The organism is Curtobacterium citri, from assembly GCF_030362955.1.
Classification (GTDB): domain Bacteria; phylum Actinomycetota; class Actinomycetes; order Actinomycetales; family Microbacteriaceae; genus Curtobacterium; species Curtobacterium citri.
On the sequence record NZ_JAUCML010000010.1, the window covers coordinates 54499 to 67534 of the forward strand.

Annotated in this window: 14 protein-coding genes; 4 read left to right on the plus strand and 10 right to left on the minus strand. The window is 73.7% G+C overall.

What is annotated here, in order from left to right:
- Positions 1-18: 18 nt before the first annotated feature.
- Positions 19-291, minus strand: a complete 273-nt coding sequence (locus QUG92_RS14045; protein WP_289459523.1) for a hypothetical protein — start codon at positions 289-291, stop codon at positions 19-21.
- Positions 276-755 (minus strand): hypothetical protein, encoded by a 480-nt coding sequence (locus QUG92_RS14050; RefSeq protein WP_289459524.1) that lies wholly within the window; start codon positions 753-755, stop codon positions 276-278. The genes QUG92_RS14045 and QUG92_RS14050 overlap by 16 nt, the downstream gene beginning before the upstream one ends.
- Before the next feature lie 261 nt (positions 756-1016).
- On the opposite strand from QUG92_RS14050, the gene QUG92_RS14055 reads away from it, so the two are divergent.
- Positions 1017-1883 (plus strand): UbiA family prenyltransferase, encoded by an 867-nt coding sequence (locus QUG92_RS14055; protein ID WP_182047104.1) that lies wholly within the window; start codon positions 1017-1019, stop codon positions 1881-1883.
- Between the two features lie 26 nt (positions 1884-1909).
- On the opposite strand, the gene QUG92_RS14060 is transcribed toward QUG92_RS14055, so the two are convergent.
- From QUG92_RS14060 to QUG92_RS14070, 3 genes are all read right to left on the minus strand, one after another.
- Positions 1910-3082 carry an FAD-dependent oxidoreductase gene (locus QUG92_RS14060; protein ID WP_289459525.1) on the minus strand — a complete coding sequence of 391 codons (1173 nt, stop codon included), beginning with the start codon at positions 3080-3082 and terminating at the stop codon, positions 1910-1912.
- A 157-nt stretch (positions 3083-3239) separates the two neighbouring features.
- The gene (locus QUG92_RS14065) at positions 3240-4451 is read right to left on the minus strand and encodes an acyltransferase family protein (RefSeq protein WP_182047106.1); all 1212 of its coding nucleotides are present in this window, start codon (positions 4449-4451) and stop codon (positions 3240-3242) included.
- 67 nt (positions 4452-4518) lie between these two features.
- Positions 4519-5091, minus strand: a complete 573-nt coding sequence (locus QUG92_RS14070) for a TetR/AcrR family transcriptional regulator (protein ID WP_182047107.1) — start codon at positions 5089-5091, stop codon at positions 4519-4521.
- A 95-nt stretch (positions 5092-5186) separates the two neighbouring features.
- On the opposite strand from QUG92_RS14070, the gene QUG92_RS14075 reads away from it, so the two are divergent.
- Positions 5187-6092: an SDR family oxidoreductase gene (locus tag QUG92_RS14075; protein ID WP_289459526.1), complete on the plus strand. Its 906-nt coding sequence runs from the start codon at positions 5187-5189 to the stop codon at positions 6090-6092.
- 111 nt (positions 6093-6203) lie between these two features.
- On the opposite strand, the gene QUG92_RS14080 is transcribed toward QUG92_RS14075, so the two are convergent.
- Positions 6204-7502, minus strand: a complete 1299-nt coding sequence (locus QUG92_RS14080) for an NAD(P)/FAD-dependent oxidoreductase (protein WP_289459528.1) — start codon at positions 7500-7502, stop codon at positions 6204-6206.
- Positions 7503-7636: 134 nt separating this feature from the next.
- Positions 7637-8185: a dihydrofolate reductase family protein gene (locus QUG92_RS14085; protein ID WP_289459529.1), complete on the minus strand. Its 549-nt coding sequence runs from the start codon at positions 8183-8185 to the stop codon at positions 7637-7639.
- A gap of 77 nt (positions 8186-8262) precedes the next feature.
- On the opposite strand from QUG92_RS14085, the gene QUG92_RS14090 reads away from it, so the two are divergent.
- Entirely contained in the window at positions 8263-9081 is an 819-nt protein-coding gene (locus QUG92_RS14090; protein WP_289459530.1) for an alpha/beta fold hydrolase, read from the plus strand.
- Positions 9078-9806, plus strand: coding sequence for an esterase/lipase family protein (locus tag QUG92_RS14095; protein ID WP_289459532.1), 729 nt, complete (start codon positions 9078-9080; stop codon positions 9804-9806). Before QUG92_RS14090 ends, QUG92_RS14095 begins: the two co-directional genes overlap by 4 nt.
- A 117-nt stretch (positions 9807-9923) precedes the next feature.
- Here QUG92_RS14095 and QUG92_RS14100 read toward each other — a convergent pair whose 3' ends face one another.
- From QUG92_RS14100 to QUG92_RS14110, 3 genes are all read right to left on the minus strand, one after another.
- A complete protein-coding gene (locus tag QUG92_RS14100; protein WP_289459533.1) occupies positions 9924-10313 on the minus strand; it encodes a VOC family protein in 390 nt (129 codons plus the stop codon).
- A 93-nt stretch (positions 10314-10406) separates the two neighbouring features.
- Positions 10407-11414 carry a LacI family DNA-binding transcriptional regulator gene (locus QUG92_RS14105; protein WP_289459535.1) on the minus strand — a complete coding sequence of 336 codons (1008 nt, stop codon included), beginning with the start codon at positions 11412-11414 and terminating at the stop codon, positions 10407-10409.
- Between the two features lie 101 nt (positions 11415-11515).
- On the minus strand, positions 11516-13036 hold the full coding sequence (locus tag QUG92_RS14110; protein WP_182047112.1) for a tripartite tricarboxylate transporter permease: 1521 nt from the start codon (positions 13034-13036) through the stop codon (positions 11516-11518).

Consider the following 13036-nt stretch of genomic DNA (forward strand, 5'->3'; position numbering starts at 1 on the left):
TGCTGCTCGATCGTGCGATCAGCGCCCGGAGCCGTCGACCGGTCCGCCGCGGTTCCTCCTCGCCGTGACCACGATGAGCGCGGCGGCGCAGACGACCGGGACCGCCGCGAGTGCGACGCTCGTCCGTGCCAGCCGGAGGGACAGGGGGTCGTCCGCGGGCAACGCCCATCCCGCGACCGCGGCCAGGGAGAGGGCGGCACCGGCCCCCGCCCCGATGAGCACGGCGAGCACCGTGACGAGGTACCCGTCGCGGTGGCCTCTCTCGCGTCCGGTCGTCACTGCGAGTTGCACCAGGTGATGGTCGACGGTGGGATGTTGTGGATGACCGTCCCACGTCCCTTCGCGGCGCACACACCGAGGAACGCACCGGCGACGGCGAGGACCCCGGCGAGGGCGCCGGCAGCAGCAGCCCTGAGCCCCGTGGGTGCGAGGATGCCGGCGATGGTCCCGACGACGCCGGTTCCCCCTCCGATGACCGCGAGCAACCGGTTCGTGTTGCAACTGCTCAGGTAGACGTTCAGCTGAGCCGAGGTGGAGTCGGAGCGCGTCCGACCGGAGCACGCTCGGACGTCGCCTGCCGCGCGGAGGGCCGAGAGCCGTGCGCTGTCGACCGTCGCACCGCGGACGGATCCGCCGGTGGCGGCGAAACCCGTGGCGTAGTCATCGACGAGTCCTGCCTCGACCCCGGAAGCGCGCGCCTCGCCCCCGTCGAAGACGTGCGTCCGCGGGTCGGTCGCGTCGTACAGCGCCTGCACGGTGCGTTCCGCCAGCCGCGGGGGCTCGGCCGGTGTCGCGCAGAGGTCGTTGCCGGCGAGGCGACCAGCGCGGATGCGGCGATCGCGACGGTCGCCGCGCTGGCGAGGATGGTGGTGTGGTGCAGCTCGAGTCGCATCGAGTCGTCCTTCCCGGGTCGGCACCGTGCCGGCTCAGTTCGAAGCTTCCGTCAGCACGTGCTGGAGTGCAACACTGATGTATCCCGAGTTCGGGGCCAATGTCGAACCCGTACGCTCACGGGTGTGAGCGACACCCGACGGCCCTCGACCCTCCGCCTGCTGTTCGCGTCGTCGCACCCCGGCCCGACCGTCACGGTGACCGTCCTCGCCGCCGTGATCGCCGCCGCCGTCGGGCACCCGTGGTGGCTCGTCGCCGTCGTCGCGCTCGCCGTCGTGGCCGGGCAGCTCTCGATCGGCCTGGCGAACGACTGGATCGACGCCGACCGCGACCGCGCCGTCGGCCGGAGCGACAAGCCGGTCGCCCGCGGTCTGGTCGCGGTGTCGACCGTCCGGACCGCGGCGTTCGTCACCGCGGCGGTGGCGGTCCTCGTCAGCCTGTTCCTCGGCCCGGTCGCCGCGCTCGCGCACGTCGTGCTCGTGGCCGCGGGGTGGGCGTACGACGCCGGGCTGAAGCGGACGGTCTGGTCGGTCGCGCCCTTCGTCGTGGCGTTCGGTCTGCTGCCGGTCGTGGCGGTGGCGGCCGGTGGCGGTGCGTGGCCGACGTGGTGGGCGATCGCCACGGGCGCGGTGTTCGGCGTCGCTATCCACTGCACCAACGTGCTGCCCGACCTGCTCGACGACGCGGCCACCGGGGTGCGGGGCTTCCCACATCGTCTGGGCCTCCGCGGAGCCGGCACGCTCGCGTTCGCGGCGCTCGTGGTGGCCGCGGCCCTGGTGCTCGGCGGTCAGCTGGTCGGCGACGACCCGGCACGCGGAGCCGGGGTGGTGCTCGCGGTCGTCGGGGCCGCGGTGGTGGTCGTGCTCGCCGTGGTCGGCATCCGGCTCGTGTTCGCCGGGCGGCCCACCCGGGCGCTGTTCCGGCTCGTCATCGCGTCCTCGCTCGTGCTCGTCGTCGAGCTCGGCGTTGCGGGTGCCCGACTCGTCGCCTGACCCGGGCGCCGAACGACCCGACCGCCTCAGGCCCAGCGCATGGCGTAGACGCCCGCCAGCCCCTCGGCGGTCGGGAGCGCCAGCACCGCGCGGAGCAGTGCCTCCCGCCCGGAGGCACCGAGGGCACCCGTCGGTCGACCGAGCGCCATGTTCGCCTCGGCCTGTCGCCCTGCCCGACGCGCGGCCCGCTGGCGCCGTCGTGCGTAGCCCGGCCAGGGCCCGGCAGACCCCGAGGCGACCGCGTCGGCGAGCACCGGCGCGAGGTCGGCGACGTCGAGCCACCCGAGGTTCATGCCCTGCCCGCCGATGGGGCTGATCTCGTGCGCGGCGTCGCCGACGAGCACCACGCGGCCGACGCCGACCCGTGTGGCCGCGCGGCGCCGGACGCGGAACCCGCTCGTCATCGTGCAGGTCGCGGGGTCGGGGGTCGCGCCCGTCCGCTCCGCGACGATCGCGGCGAGCCGCGCGGCCGTCTGCGGGTCCGGTGCGCCCCCGGCCGCCGCCGGCGCGACGTCCTCCGGCACGAGGGCGACGTACCGCCGTCGACCGTGGGGGAGCGGGAACGACTCGACCACGCCGCCCGGCCCGACGTCGACGAGCGCCGCCGAGCGGGCGTCGGCCGGCTCCGGGTCGGCGAAGTCGCCCATCACGTATCGGTCGCGGTAGTCCCGCCCGGTCGTGCCGACGCCGAGCAGGTCCCGCACGGCGCTCCGGGCGCCGTCGGCGCCGACGACGAACGCGGCCTCGAGGGCGACGGGCTCGCCGCCCGGTCCGGTGCCGTGGGCACGGACGTGCGTCCGCTGCCGGTCCAGGCCGGTCACGCTCGTCCCGGTCCGCAGGACGCCCGGCGCGAGCCGCTCGCGCAGGAGCGTCTCGGTGCGGTGCTGGTCGAGGGTGGCGACGTACGGGTGCGTCGCCGACGCGCGGTCGAACGACAGCGTCCCGAGGGTTCGCCCGCGGCTCCGGGCCACGCCGGTCCGGACGAGCACGGCCTCGGCGAGCACCGCGGTGTCGAGTCCGACCGCTGCGAAGGCGTCGAGCGACGGTGGGTGGATCCCGATCGCGCGCGAGCCGACGGGCGGCGCGTCGCGCCGTTCCCAGACGGCGACGCGGACTCCTCGCGCGGCGAGCAGGGCGGCAGCGAACAGGCCGACGGGGCCACCGCCGACGACGAGGACGTCGACGCGTTCCGTGGTCACGCAGGCGAGCCTACGGAACGGTCACGGCGTCCGGCCCAGGAGACGCACCAGACCGGCCGCCCACCGGACGGGAGGCGCGGGGCGGGGCCGCCACGCGCCTCCTGTCCGGTGTCCGGTCGTGGTCCGGATCTGCGACCCGCACACGGGACCCGTCGCGTCAGGTCGTGGCGGAGTCGCGTGCCGCGCGGTCGGCGGCGACCAGGCGCCGCGCCTCGCGGAAGCGACGCTGGGCCTTCTCGACCGGCACCTCGACGGCGTAGGCAGCACCGATCGCCACGAGGACCGAGGCGCCGACGAGCCCGACCTTCCCCCAGGGTCCGACCGCGAACGGGTCGAGCAGCGCGATGACGAGGGGGTGCCAGAGGTACGCGGCGTACGAGACCCGGCGGCCGAACCACGACACCGGTGTCCACGCGAACGCGACCGAGAGCGGGCTGCGCACCGAGACGAGTCCGGCGATGAGCACGGCGGAGACGACCCCGGTCAGCGGGAGGACGACGCTGAAGGTCCATGCGTGCTGCGCCCAGTCGTCGCCGATCCACAGCATCGTCCCGACGAGCAGGGCGAGGCCGGCCCAGGTCGCGACGTGGCCGGCGAGACCCGCGGCCCACGTCCGGATCCGCTCGTCGTCGAGCAGCAGGGCGAGCAGGCACCCCGTCGCGAGGGGGACGACGCCGAGCACGGGGGAGAAGTAGACGTCGGGCGTCGCACCGCTGTTCGGTGTCCGGTAGACCAGCCCGGCGGCCACCGAGCACCCGACGATCACCGCGCCGAGGCCGGCGAGCAGCCAGCGCCGACGCGACCGGACCAGGAACAGCAGCACGAGGACGGGCGGCCAGACCAGGTAGAACTGCTCCTCCATGGAGAGGGACCAGGTGTGCGCGAAGACGCCCTGCGTCGTGTCCCAGAACGACCGGAAGAGGTTGCCCGTGTAGGTGAGGGCGATGAACGCGGCCTCACCGGGGCCGAACGACGCACCCTTGTAGTCGCCGACCCAGTTCCACAGGAGCAGGCCGACGGCGACGAGCGCGAGCAGCGCCGGGTACAGGCGGAGCAGACGCTTCAGCCAGAAGGACCCGAGGCGGATACGGCCGGTCCTCCGGTGCTCGCCGAGCAGCAGCGTCGTGATGAGGAAGCCGGACAGGGCGAAGAAGACGGTGACGCCGATGAAGCCGCCTTCGAACTGCGGGACGTGCAGGTGGTAGAGGATCACCATCGCGATGGCGATCGTGCGCAGGCCGTCGAGGGCCGGCGCACGGCGGGTCAGCGGCGGCGGCGGTGTCGTCCGGGCAGCGCCGGACCCGCGTCCGACCGGCGTGCTGCTGCCGGTCGTGCGGACGTGCTCGGGCGCGAGGGTGTTCGTCGCCACGGTTCCTCCCTGCGAGGATCGTTCGTACGGATGACGATCAGCGTGCTCCCTCCGGGTAAGAGGACGCTCAACGACCGGGGTGCACGACCTCGGCGAGGGCGTCCAGGCGCTCGTGCACGATGGTCCCGAAGTCGCGGTCCTCGTCCTCCGCGATCCACCGGGCGAAGGACAGGTGGAACACGGTCACCGCCGTCTCCGCGGCGATCGTGGCGGCCGGTTCGGCAACCCCGTGCGTCCGCAGGGTGGCACCCAGGTGCACCTTCAGGTTCGCGAGCTTGCCGAGCTCCCGCTCGCCGAGCGCGGGGACGGCGTCGATGACCCGCTGCCGCGTCCGCGACCACGCCCGGCGGTCGTCGGGGAAGAAGGCGGCGGCGGCGTCGAGGGCGCGCCGGACCAGCTCGAAGGGCGGCGTGCCGGCGGGGGCGTCCTCGACCGGCGCGCTGAACATGCCGAGGAAGTCGTCCTGCCCGGCGAACAGGACCTCCCGCTTGTCGGCGAAGTGCCGGAAGAAGGTGCGCTCCGTGACGTCGGCGGCCGCGGCGATCTCCGCCACGGTCGTCTCGTCGTAGCCGTGCTCCGAGAAGAGCTGCAGGGCCGTGCCCTGGAGTCGTTCACGGGTCCCCGGTTGCCATCGCACCATGGAGAGGAGTCTACTGATGACAGTGACTGACATGGAGTGCTACGGTGATGTCAGTCCGTGACATCAGGCCGCGGACACCTGTGAAGGGAACTCACATGCACGTGTTCGTCACCGGAGCCTCCGGCTGGATCGGCTCCCACACCGTCGACGAGCTGCTCGCCGCCGGACACGACGTCACCGGTCTCGCCCGGTCCGACGCCTCGGCCGCCGCTCTCGAGGCGAAGGGGGTCACGGTCCTCCGGGGCGACCTCGACGACCTCGACGCCCTCCGCCGCGGGGCCGACGGGTCGGACGGGGTCCTGCACCTCGCCAACAAGCACGACTGGTCGGACCAGGCCGCGACGAACGCCGCCGAGCGCGCGGCGGTCGAGACGCTCGGCACCGCCCTGGCCGGGACCGACCGCCCCCTCGTCGTCGCCTCGGGCATCGCCGCACTCGCACCCGACCGCCCGGCGGACGAGGGCGACGCGTCGCCGTTCACCGGCGTCGACAGTCCGCGCGGGGGCAGCGAGAACCGTGCCTTCGACTTCGTCGACCAGGGCGTCCGCAGCATCGCGGCGCGCTTCAGTCCCACCACGCACGGCGTGAGGGACCACGGGTTCATCGCGTACCTTGCCGGCGTCGCGCTCGACCGCGGCGTCTCCGGCTACGTCGGCGAGGGCACGAACCACTGGGCGGCCGTGCACGTCACCGACGCAGCGCGCCTCGTCCGGCTCGGGCTCGAGCAGGCGCCTGCCGGCACCCGGCTGCACGCGGTGGCTGAGCAGGGCATCGCGACGCGCGACATCGCGGCCGCGATCGGCGAGGCGTTCGGCGTGCCGGTCGCGAGCATCGACCCGGCGGACGCTGCCGAGCACTTCGGGTTCATCGGCGGGTTCTTCGCGATGGAGATGGCCGGGACCTCCGGGGCCACCCGCGAGCTGCTCGGGTGGGAGCCCACCGGACCGACGCTGCTCGAGGACATCGCCGCCGGGGCGTACGCGCACGTGGCCCGTCGCTGACGGCGTGTCGGCGTGTCGGCCTGCCGGCGGCGCCGAGGCTCGGCCCGGCGGACACTTTCGCGGCCCGATGGTCGCGAAAGTGTCCGTCTGCGCGAGCCTCGGCGCGGCGCGCTACTCGGCCTTCTGCATCTGCCAGGGCTCGGGTTCGCGGTCGCCGTTCGGGCGCACGGGACGGACGTCGCCGACGATCGGGATCGACCGCTTCCGCATGAACCACATGTAGCGGACGAAGAAGTGGGACAGGGTCGACAGCCGGTTGCCGTTGCCGAGGAGCGACGCGATGTGCACCCCGACCCAGGCGATCCACGCGACCGGCCCCACCATCGTGATGCCGCCGCGCAGCTGGGCGACCGCGGCGTTCGTGCCGATCGTCGCCATCGTGCCCTTGTCGAAGTACCGCAGGTGCTCGGTCGGCTTGCCCTCGAGCAGGCGGACGACCTGCCGTGCGGCGTGCTTGCCGCCCTGGAGCGCCGGCTGCGCGAGCTGGGCGAGGGCGTCGTCCTGCGCGGCGATGTCGCCGGCGGAGAAGATGCCCTCGACGCCCTTGACGCTGAGGTCGTCGTTCACCTGGATGCGTCCGCCGTGCGTCTGCGGCAGGCCCCAGCCCGAGACCTCCTTGTGCGCGGCGACGCCGGTCGCCCAGATGACCTGCGAGGCCGGGATGAACTCGCCCGACGCCGTCACGACACCGTCCGGCTTGACCTCGGCGACACCGGTGTTCAACCGGAGGACGACCCCGCGCTTCCGGAGGATCTTCGCGGCGTACCGACGGAGCCGGGGCGCGAACGGCTTGAGCAGCTCGCCGCTGCGGTGCACGAGCGTGATCGAGATGTTGCCCCGCTCGATCTCCGGGTAGGCGCCCACGAGCGCCTGGTCGCGCAGTTCGGCGAGGGCCCCTGCCATCTCGACGCCGGTCGCGCCGCCACCGACGATCACCACGCGGATCTCGTCCGGTCCCTGCTTCGCTGCGGCCTGCTCGAGCCGGGTGAACAGCTCGTCGCGGATGCGGAGGGCCTGCGAGCGGGAGTACATCGAGTACGCGTACTCGTAGGCGCCGGGGGTGCCGAAGTAGCTCGTGTTGACGCCGTTGGCGAGGATCAGCCAGTCGTAGTGCAGGTGCTCGCCGTCGGACATCTCCGCGACGCGGTGCTCCGTGTCGATGCCCGTGAGCAGCCCGTGCCGGAAGTCCGCGTTGGCCTGCTTGGCGCGCAGGCTCCGCAGGAAGTAGGTCACGTCGCCGGCGTTCAGGCCGCCGGTCGCGACCTGGTACATGAGCGGCTGGAACATGTTGTAGACGTGCCGGTCGACGAGCGTCACCCGCACCGGTGCGTCGGCGAGCTCACGCATGGCGGCGATGCCCGCGAAGCCACCACCGACGATGACGACGTGCGGGCGGGTGTCCTCGGACATGGTGTCCTCCTGGTGGTGCGGTCGACGGCCACCCAGAAGGGTACGCCGGTCCGGGACCCCGTCGGTCCACCCGCCCGTCCCGCTGCCGATGGAGCGGTCCTCCCGGGTCGGCCTGGAGGCCCGGCTCGCCCCCGTCAGCCGGCGAACGGCGCGTAGGTGCTCAGGACGTTCCCCTTGCTGGTCACCACGCTCCGCACGAGCCGGAGCCGCGTGGGCGGGTCGGTCGGCTCGAAGAGCCGCCGTCCGGCACCGGCGATCGCCGGGTGGGTCATGAGCTGGAGTTCGTCGAGCAGCCCGGCGAAGAGCAGGTGGCGCACCAGGGTGACGCTCCCGGTGACCGCGACGTCGCCGCCGTCGCCATTGCGGAGCTCGCGCACGAAGTCGTCGACGTCGCCCTGGATGCGGTGCGCGTTCTGCCACGACAGGTCGTCGCCGAGGGTCGTCGACGCGACGTGCTTCTCGATCGGGTTGATCCACCGGCCGAAGGGGTCGTCCTCGTGCCGGGGCCACCACTCGGACCACTCCAGGTAGCTCTGCTTGCCGAGCAGGACCGTCTCGGTGCGCTCCATCCACGCCGTCATGGCGGTGCCGAGCTCGGCGTCGAACGAGTCGTACTGGTACTCGTACGGGTCCTGCACCACACCGTCGACCGATGCGAACAGCCCCGAGGTCACCTTGCGCATGCTGCGGAGCATAGGGCTGCGGGGCACGCGGCGTCGAGACTGATCCCGCGCCGCGGGCCCACGGGTAGGTTCGCAGCGTGCGCGCACAGGTGAGGACCATCGAGATCGAGGGGCTGCCCGTGCGGCTCCGGACCCTCGCCCCGGCCGGTCGTCTGCGCGACACGCTGGCACCGACGGTCGTGCTCGTGCACGGCATCGGCATGTCGCACCGGTCCTTCGCCCGGACGCAGCGGCACCTCGCGCGCACCCACCGTACGGTCGCCGTCGACCTGCCCGGCTTCGGCGGGCTCCCGCCGGTCGGCCGGACGGTGCCGTTCGAGGAGCTCGGCGACCTCGTGGTCCGGGCCGTCCGCTCGCGCGGAGCCGGCGACCTGGTGCTCGTCGGGCAGTCGATGGGGACCCAGGTCGTCGTGGAGGCCGCACTCCGCCACCCCGACGTCGTGTCCGCGGTCGTCCTGGTCGGCCCGGTCGTCGACCCTGCTCGACGGACGCTCGTGCAGCAGGCACTCGACCTCGCCCGTGACGGGTTCGTCGAGGACGCCCGCATGAACGCCGTCGTCCTCACCGACTACCTGCGGAGCCTCCGCCAGTACGTCCGGCAGCTCGGACCGATGCTGCGCTACCGGACCGAGGACGTCGTCCCGGCCCTCGTGCAGCCGGTGCTCGTCGTCCGTGGCGACCGCGATCCCATCGGTCGGCGGGACTGGGCGGCCGCACTCGCCGCGTCGGCGCGCCGGGGTGCCCTCGTCGAACTGCCCGGCGGGCACCACGTGCAGGACCGCCAGCCGGTCGCGTTCGCGCGGCTGGTCGACGAGTTCCGCCGGGTGCAGACGACCGAGGACGCCCTGACCGGTGGTGCGCCCGCCGGTGGAGCGACGACGGGTGACGCGCGGTGACCGGGGCGACCACCCCGGGGACCGGAGCGGTCCCGGCGACGGGGGACGGGCCTCCCGTCCGGGTGTCGCTGCTGCGACGCGCCTGGTGGGCCGCCCTCGACTGGTGGTACGCGGCACGGTGGCAGCTCCGCAGCGCCGGCCCGACGACCGCCGACGACTACCGGTCGGGTGCCGGGCAGCCGGTCGTGGTCGTGCCCGGGGTCTACGAGACCTGGCACTTCATGCGCCCCCTCATGGACGCCGTGCACGACGCCGGACACCCCGTCCACGTGCTGCCCGTGCTGCGGCACAACCTGCGTCCCGTCCCGGAGTCGGCGCGCGAGGTCCTCGCGTACCTCGACGAGCACGACCTGCGCGACGTCCTCGTGCTGGCCCACAGCAAGGGCGGCCTCATCGGCAAGTACGCGATGACGCTGCCCGAGGGGGAGCGCATCGACCGGATGGTCGCGGTGTCGACGCCCTTCGGCGGGTCCGTCTACGCGCGGCTCGCACCCGTCCCGCACCTCCGGGCCTTCCGGGCGGCGGACCCGGTGATCGCCGCGCTCGGACGCGACCTGGCGGTGAACGCGCGGATCACCTCGGTGTGGGGCGTGTTCGACACGCTCATCCCGGGCGGCAGCGAGCTCGCCGGGGCCACCAACGTGCGGGTGCCCGTCGGCGGGCACTTCCGCATCCTCGGGGCGCAGCAGACGCGTGACGTGGTGCTCCAGGCCACCGCGGACTGACGCGGGGCCGCGAGCGGCCCGGCCCGAGACTCGCGCTGACGGACACTTTCGCCCCCAGGGCGCACGAGTCTCGTCCGCCTGGCCGAGTCTCGCGCCGGTGCCGCGCCCCCGCCGCGCTCAGGCGCCGGGCAGGAACAGGCAGAAGGGGTGCCCGTCGGGGTCGAGCAGCACGCGGACGTCGTCCTGCGGCTGGAAGGCCGCCTCGGTCGCACCGAGCTCGAGCGCACGGGCGGTCGCGGCGCCGAGGTCCTCGACCTGCAGGTCGAGGTGCAACTGCATGCCCTGCGTGCCAGGGGTCGGTGGCCAGGTCGGCGCCGTCCAGGCGTCGTCGTACTGCACGGAGAGCCCGACCCCGCCGTCCGCCGGGCGCACGCGGAGCCACGTCGGCCCGTCCTCGTGCACGACCCAGCCGGTGAGCGCACCCCAGAACCGTGCGAGGCGCACCGGGTCGGGGGACTGCAGCACGGTCGCGGTCAGGACGGGCATCGCGGGGTCGTCGGCGCTCATGCCGCGCACGGTACCGCGCCCGGGGACGAGCCGACCGCGGTCCGCGCACGGCGGCTGCACGGCGATGCGACCGTGGTGGTACAGCGTCGCTGGTCAGCGCGTGGCGACGCTCGCGCGCTCGACGATCCGGTGCGGCACGACGACGGTCGACGGGGGCGCCTCGGGGTCCGCGATCCGCTGCGTGAGCAGGTCGAGCGCGGCGGTCGCGAACGCCCGCCGGTCGAACGACACCGTCGTGAGCGCCGGGATCGCGAAGGCGGCCGCGTCCACGTCGTCGAACCCGACGACGCTGACCTGCTCCGGGACGCGGACGCCCCGCGCTGCCAGGACGTGGAGCACGCCGAACGCGATCGAGTCCGTGTAGGCGAACACCGCGTCCGGCAGCGGGTTCGCGTCGAGCCACGCGGCGAACCCGGTGGCGGCGGCACTCGTCGTCCACGCCGGCAGCGGGACGCGGAGGGACGGGTCGACCTCGAGGCCGACCGCGCCGAGCGCGTCCGCGTGACCCCGGTCGCGCAGCTCGCTCGTGGCGGTGGCGTCCGTGGGGCGCGCCGCTCCGACCACGGCGATCCGACGGTGCCCGCGGTCGAGCAGGTGGGTCGTGACCTCGCGTGCGGCGCGCCGGCTGTCCACGTGCACCTGGTCGACGTGCTCGGGCTCGACCTCGCCGATGACGACGGTCGGCGGGAGCCCCTCGGTCTCGGCCAGGACACTCGCGCTGAGGGACACCGGGTTGAGCACGAGTCCGTCCACGAGGTGTGCGCGGGCCCGGGAGACGAGTTCGCGCTCGCGGCCCGGGTCGTGACCGGTCTGGTCGAGCTGCACCGTCCACCCGCGCTCGCGGGCGAGCTCGACGAACCACTGCGCGAGCTCGGCCGAGTAGGCGTTGCCGAGCTCCGGCAGCGTCAGGGCGATCGCGCCCGAGCGACCGTTCCGGAGTCCGCGGGCGGAGAGGTTCGGCACGTAGCCGAGCTCGGCCACCGCACGCTCGACGCGCTCCCGTGTCGCGGCCCGCACGGGTACACCGCCGTTCACCACGTTGGAGACGGTCTTCGGGGAGACCCCGGCGAGGGCCGCCACGTCCCGCACGGTCGCGCGCATCCGCCGAGCGTAGCGCGCCACCTGCGGACGGGAGGCGCGGTGCGGGGCCGCCACGTGCCTCCCGTCCGTCGCGGTGCCGGCTCGGCGCCGCTCCGGCGCCGCTAGGCGTCGACCAGCTCGCGGCGCGCAGCCCGCCGCGCCCGGACGCGGCTGGTCACGGTGACCGCGACCACGACCGCCAGCACGGCGTACAGCACGATCGGGATCGGCCCGGCCACCAGGACCGAGAAGTCACCGTCGGCGCTCAGCGCCGCGTCGCGCAGGCTCGTCTCGGCGAGGGGCCCGAGCACCATGCCGATGATGAGCGGCGCGAGCGGCACGTCGAGCGCCCGCATGAGGAACCCGACGAGACCGATGCCGAGCAGCATGAGCAGGTCGAACACCGAACCGCTCGTGGCGTAGATGCCGAGTCCGCAGAAGACCGCGATGCCGGCGTACAGGTAGGCCCGCGGGATGCGCAGCAGCTTCGCCCAGAGCATCGCGAACGGCAGGTTGATGACGAGCAGCACGACCATCGCGATGAAGAACGACGCCAGCAGCGCCCAGACCAGGTCGGGGGAGCGGTCGAACAGCAGCGGGCCCGGCTGCAGGCCGTACTGGCGGAACGCGGCGAGCATGATCGCGGCGGTCGCCGACACCGGCAGACCGAGGGACAGCAGGGCGCCCATCGCCATGCCGGTCGTCGAGTTGCCCGCGGCCTCGGGCGCCGCCAGACCGCGGATCGCTCCCGTGCCGAACTGCGGGTGCTTCCGGCGTGCGTCGAGTCGCTTCTCGAGCCCGAAGGCCAGGAAGGTCGGGATCTCGGACCCGCCGGCGGGGACCACGCCGAAGGGCAGCCCGATCGCTGTGCCGCGCAGCCACGCGGGTGCCGCCTCGCGGAGTTCCCGCTTCGAGAGCCACGGGCGACCGGTTGCCCGCACCATCCGGCCGTCCTTCAGGTGTCGGGCCAGGCACGCGACGTAGATGACCTCGCCGAGCGCGAGGACCGCGACCGTCACCGTGACGAGCGAGATGCCGTCGAAGAGCTCCGGCACGCCCATCGTGAAGCGCGGTGCACCCGAGATGCCGTCGACGCCGATGACCGCGATGCCGAGCCCGAGGCACAGCGACCCGAGGCCCTTCAGCGCGTCGTCGGTGACGACCGACGAGGTCGTGACGAACGCGAAGAGTGCGAGGGCGAAGAACTCCGCCGGTCCGAAGCTCGACGAGAACGATGCGAGCGCCGGTGCGAGGAACACGACCAGGACCGAGGCGATCATGCCGCCGACGAACGCGCCGATCGCGGCCGTCGCGAGTGCCTGGGCCGCTCGTCCGTTCAGCGCCATCTTGTGGCCCTCGAACGTCGAGGCGATCGCCGAGGCCTGGCCCGGCGTGTTCATCAGGATGCCCATCGTCGAGTCGCCGAAGAGCCCGCCGAAGTAGACGCCGGCGAACATGATGAACGCCGCCGTCGGGTCGAGCGAGAAGGTCACGGGCAGCAGCAGCGCCACCGCCATCGACGAACCGAGGCCGGGGAGGACGCCGACGGCGGTGCCGAGCAGGCACCCGACGACGACCCAGAGCAGGTTGGCGGGGGTCAGGGCACCGGCGAAGCCGTCGCCGAGGAGACCGAGGACGTCCAC

Coding starts and splice junctions, on each gene's coding strand:
- QUG92_RS14070 (WP_182047107.1), bottom strand. CDS start 5,091: ATGGTGCGATGGCAACCGGGGACCCGTGAACGACTCCAGGGCACGGCC.
- QUG92_RS14075 (WP_289459526.1), top strand. CDS start 5,187: ATGCACGTGTTCGTCACCGGAGCCTCCGGCTGGATCGGCTCCCACACC.
- QUG92_RS14080 (WP_289459528.1), bottom strand. CDS start 7,502: ATGTCCGAGGACACCCGCCCGCACGTCGTCATCGTCGGTGGTGGCTTC.
- QUG92_RS14085 (WP_289459529.1), bottom strand. CDS start 8,185: ATGCGCAAGGTGACCTCGGGGCTGTTCGCATCGGTCGACGGTGTGGTG.
- QUG92_RS14100 (WP_289459533.1), bottom strand. CDS start 10,313: ATGAGCGCCGACGACCCCGCGATGCCCGTCCTGACCGCGACCGTGCTG.
- QUG92_RS14105 (WP_289459535.1), bottom strand. CDS start 11,414: ATGCGCGCGACCGTGCGGGACGTGGCGGCCCTCGCCGGGGTCTCCCCG.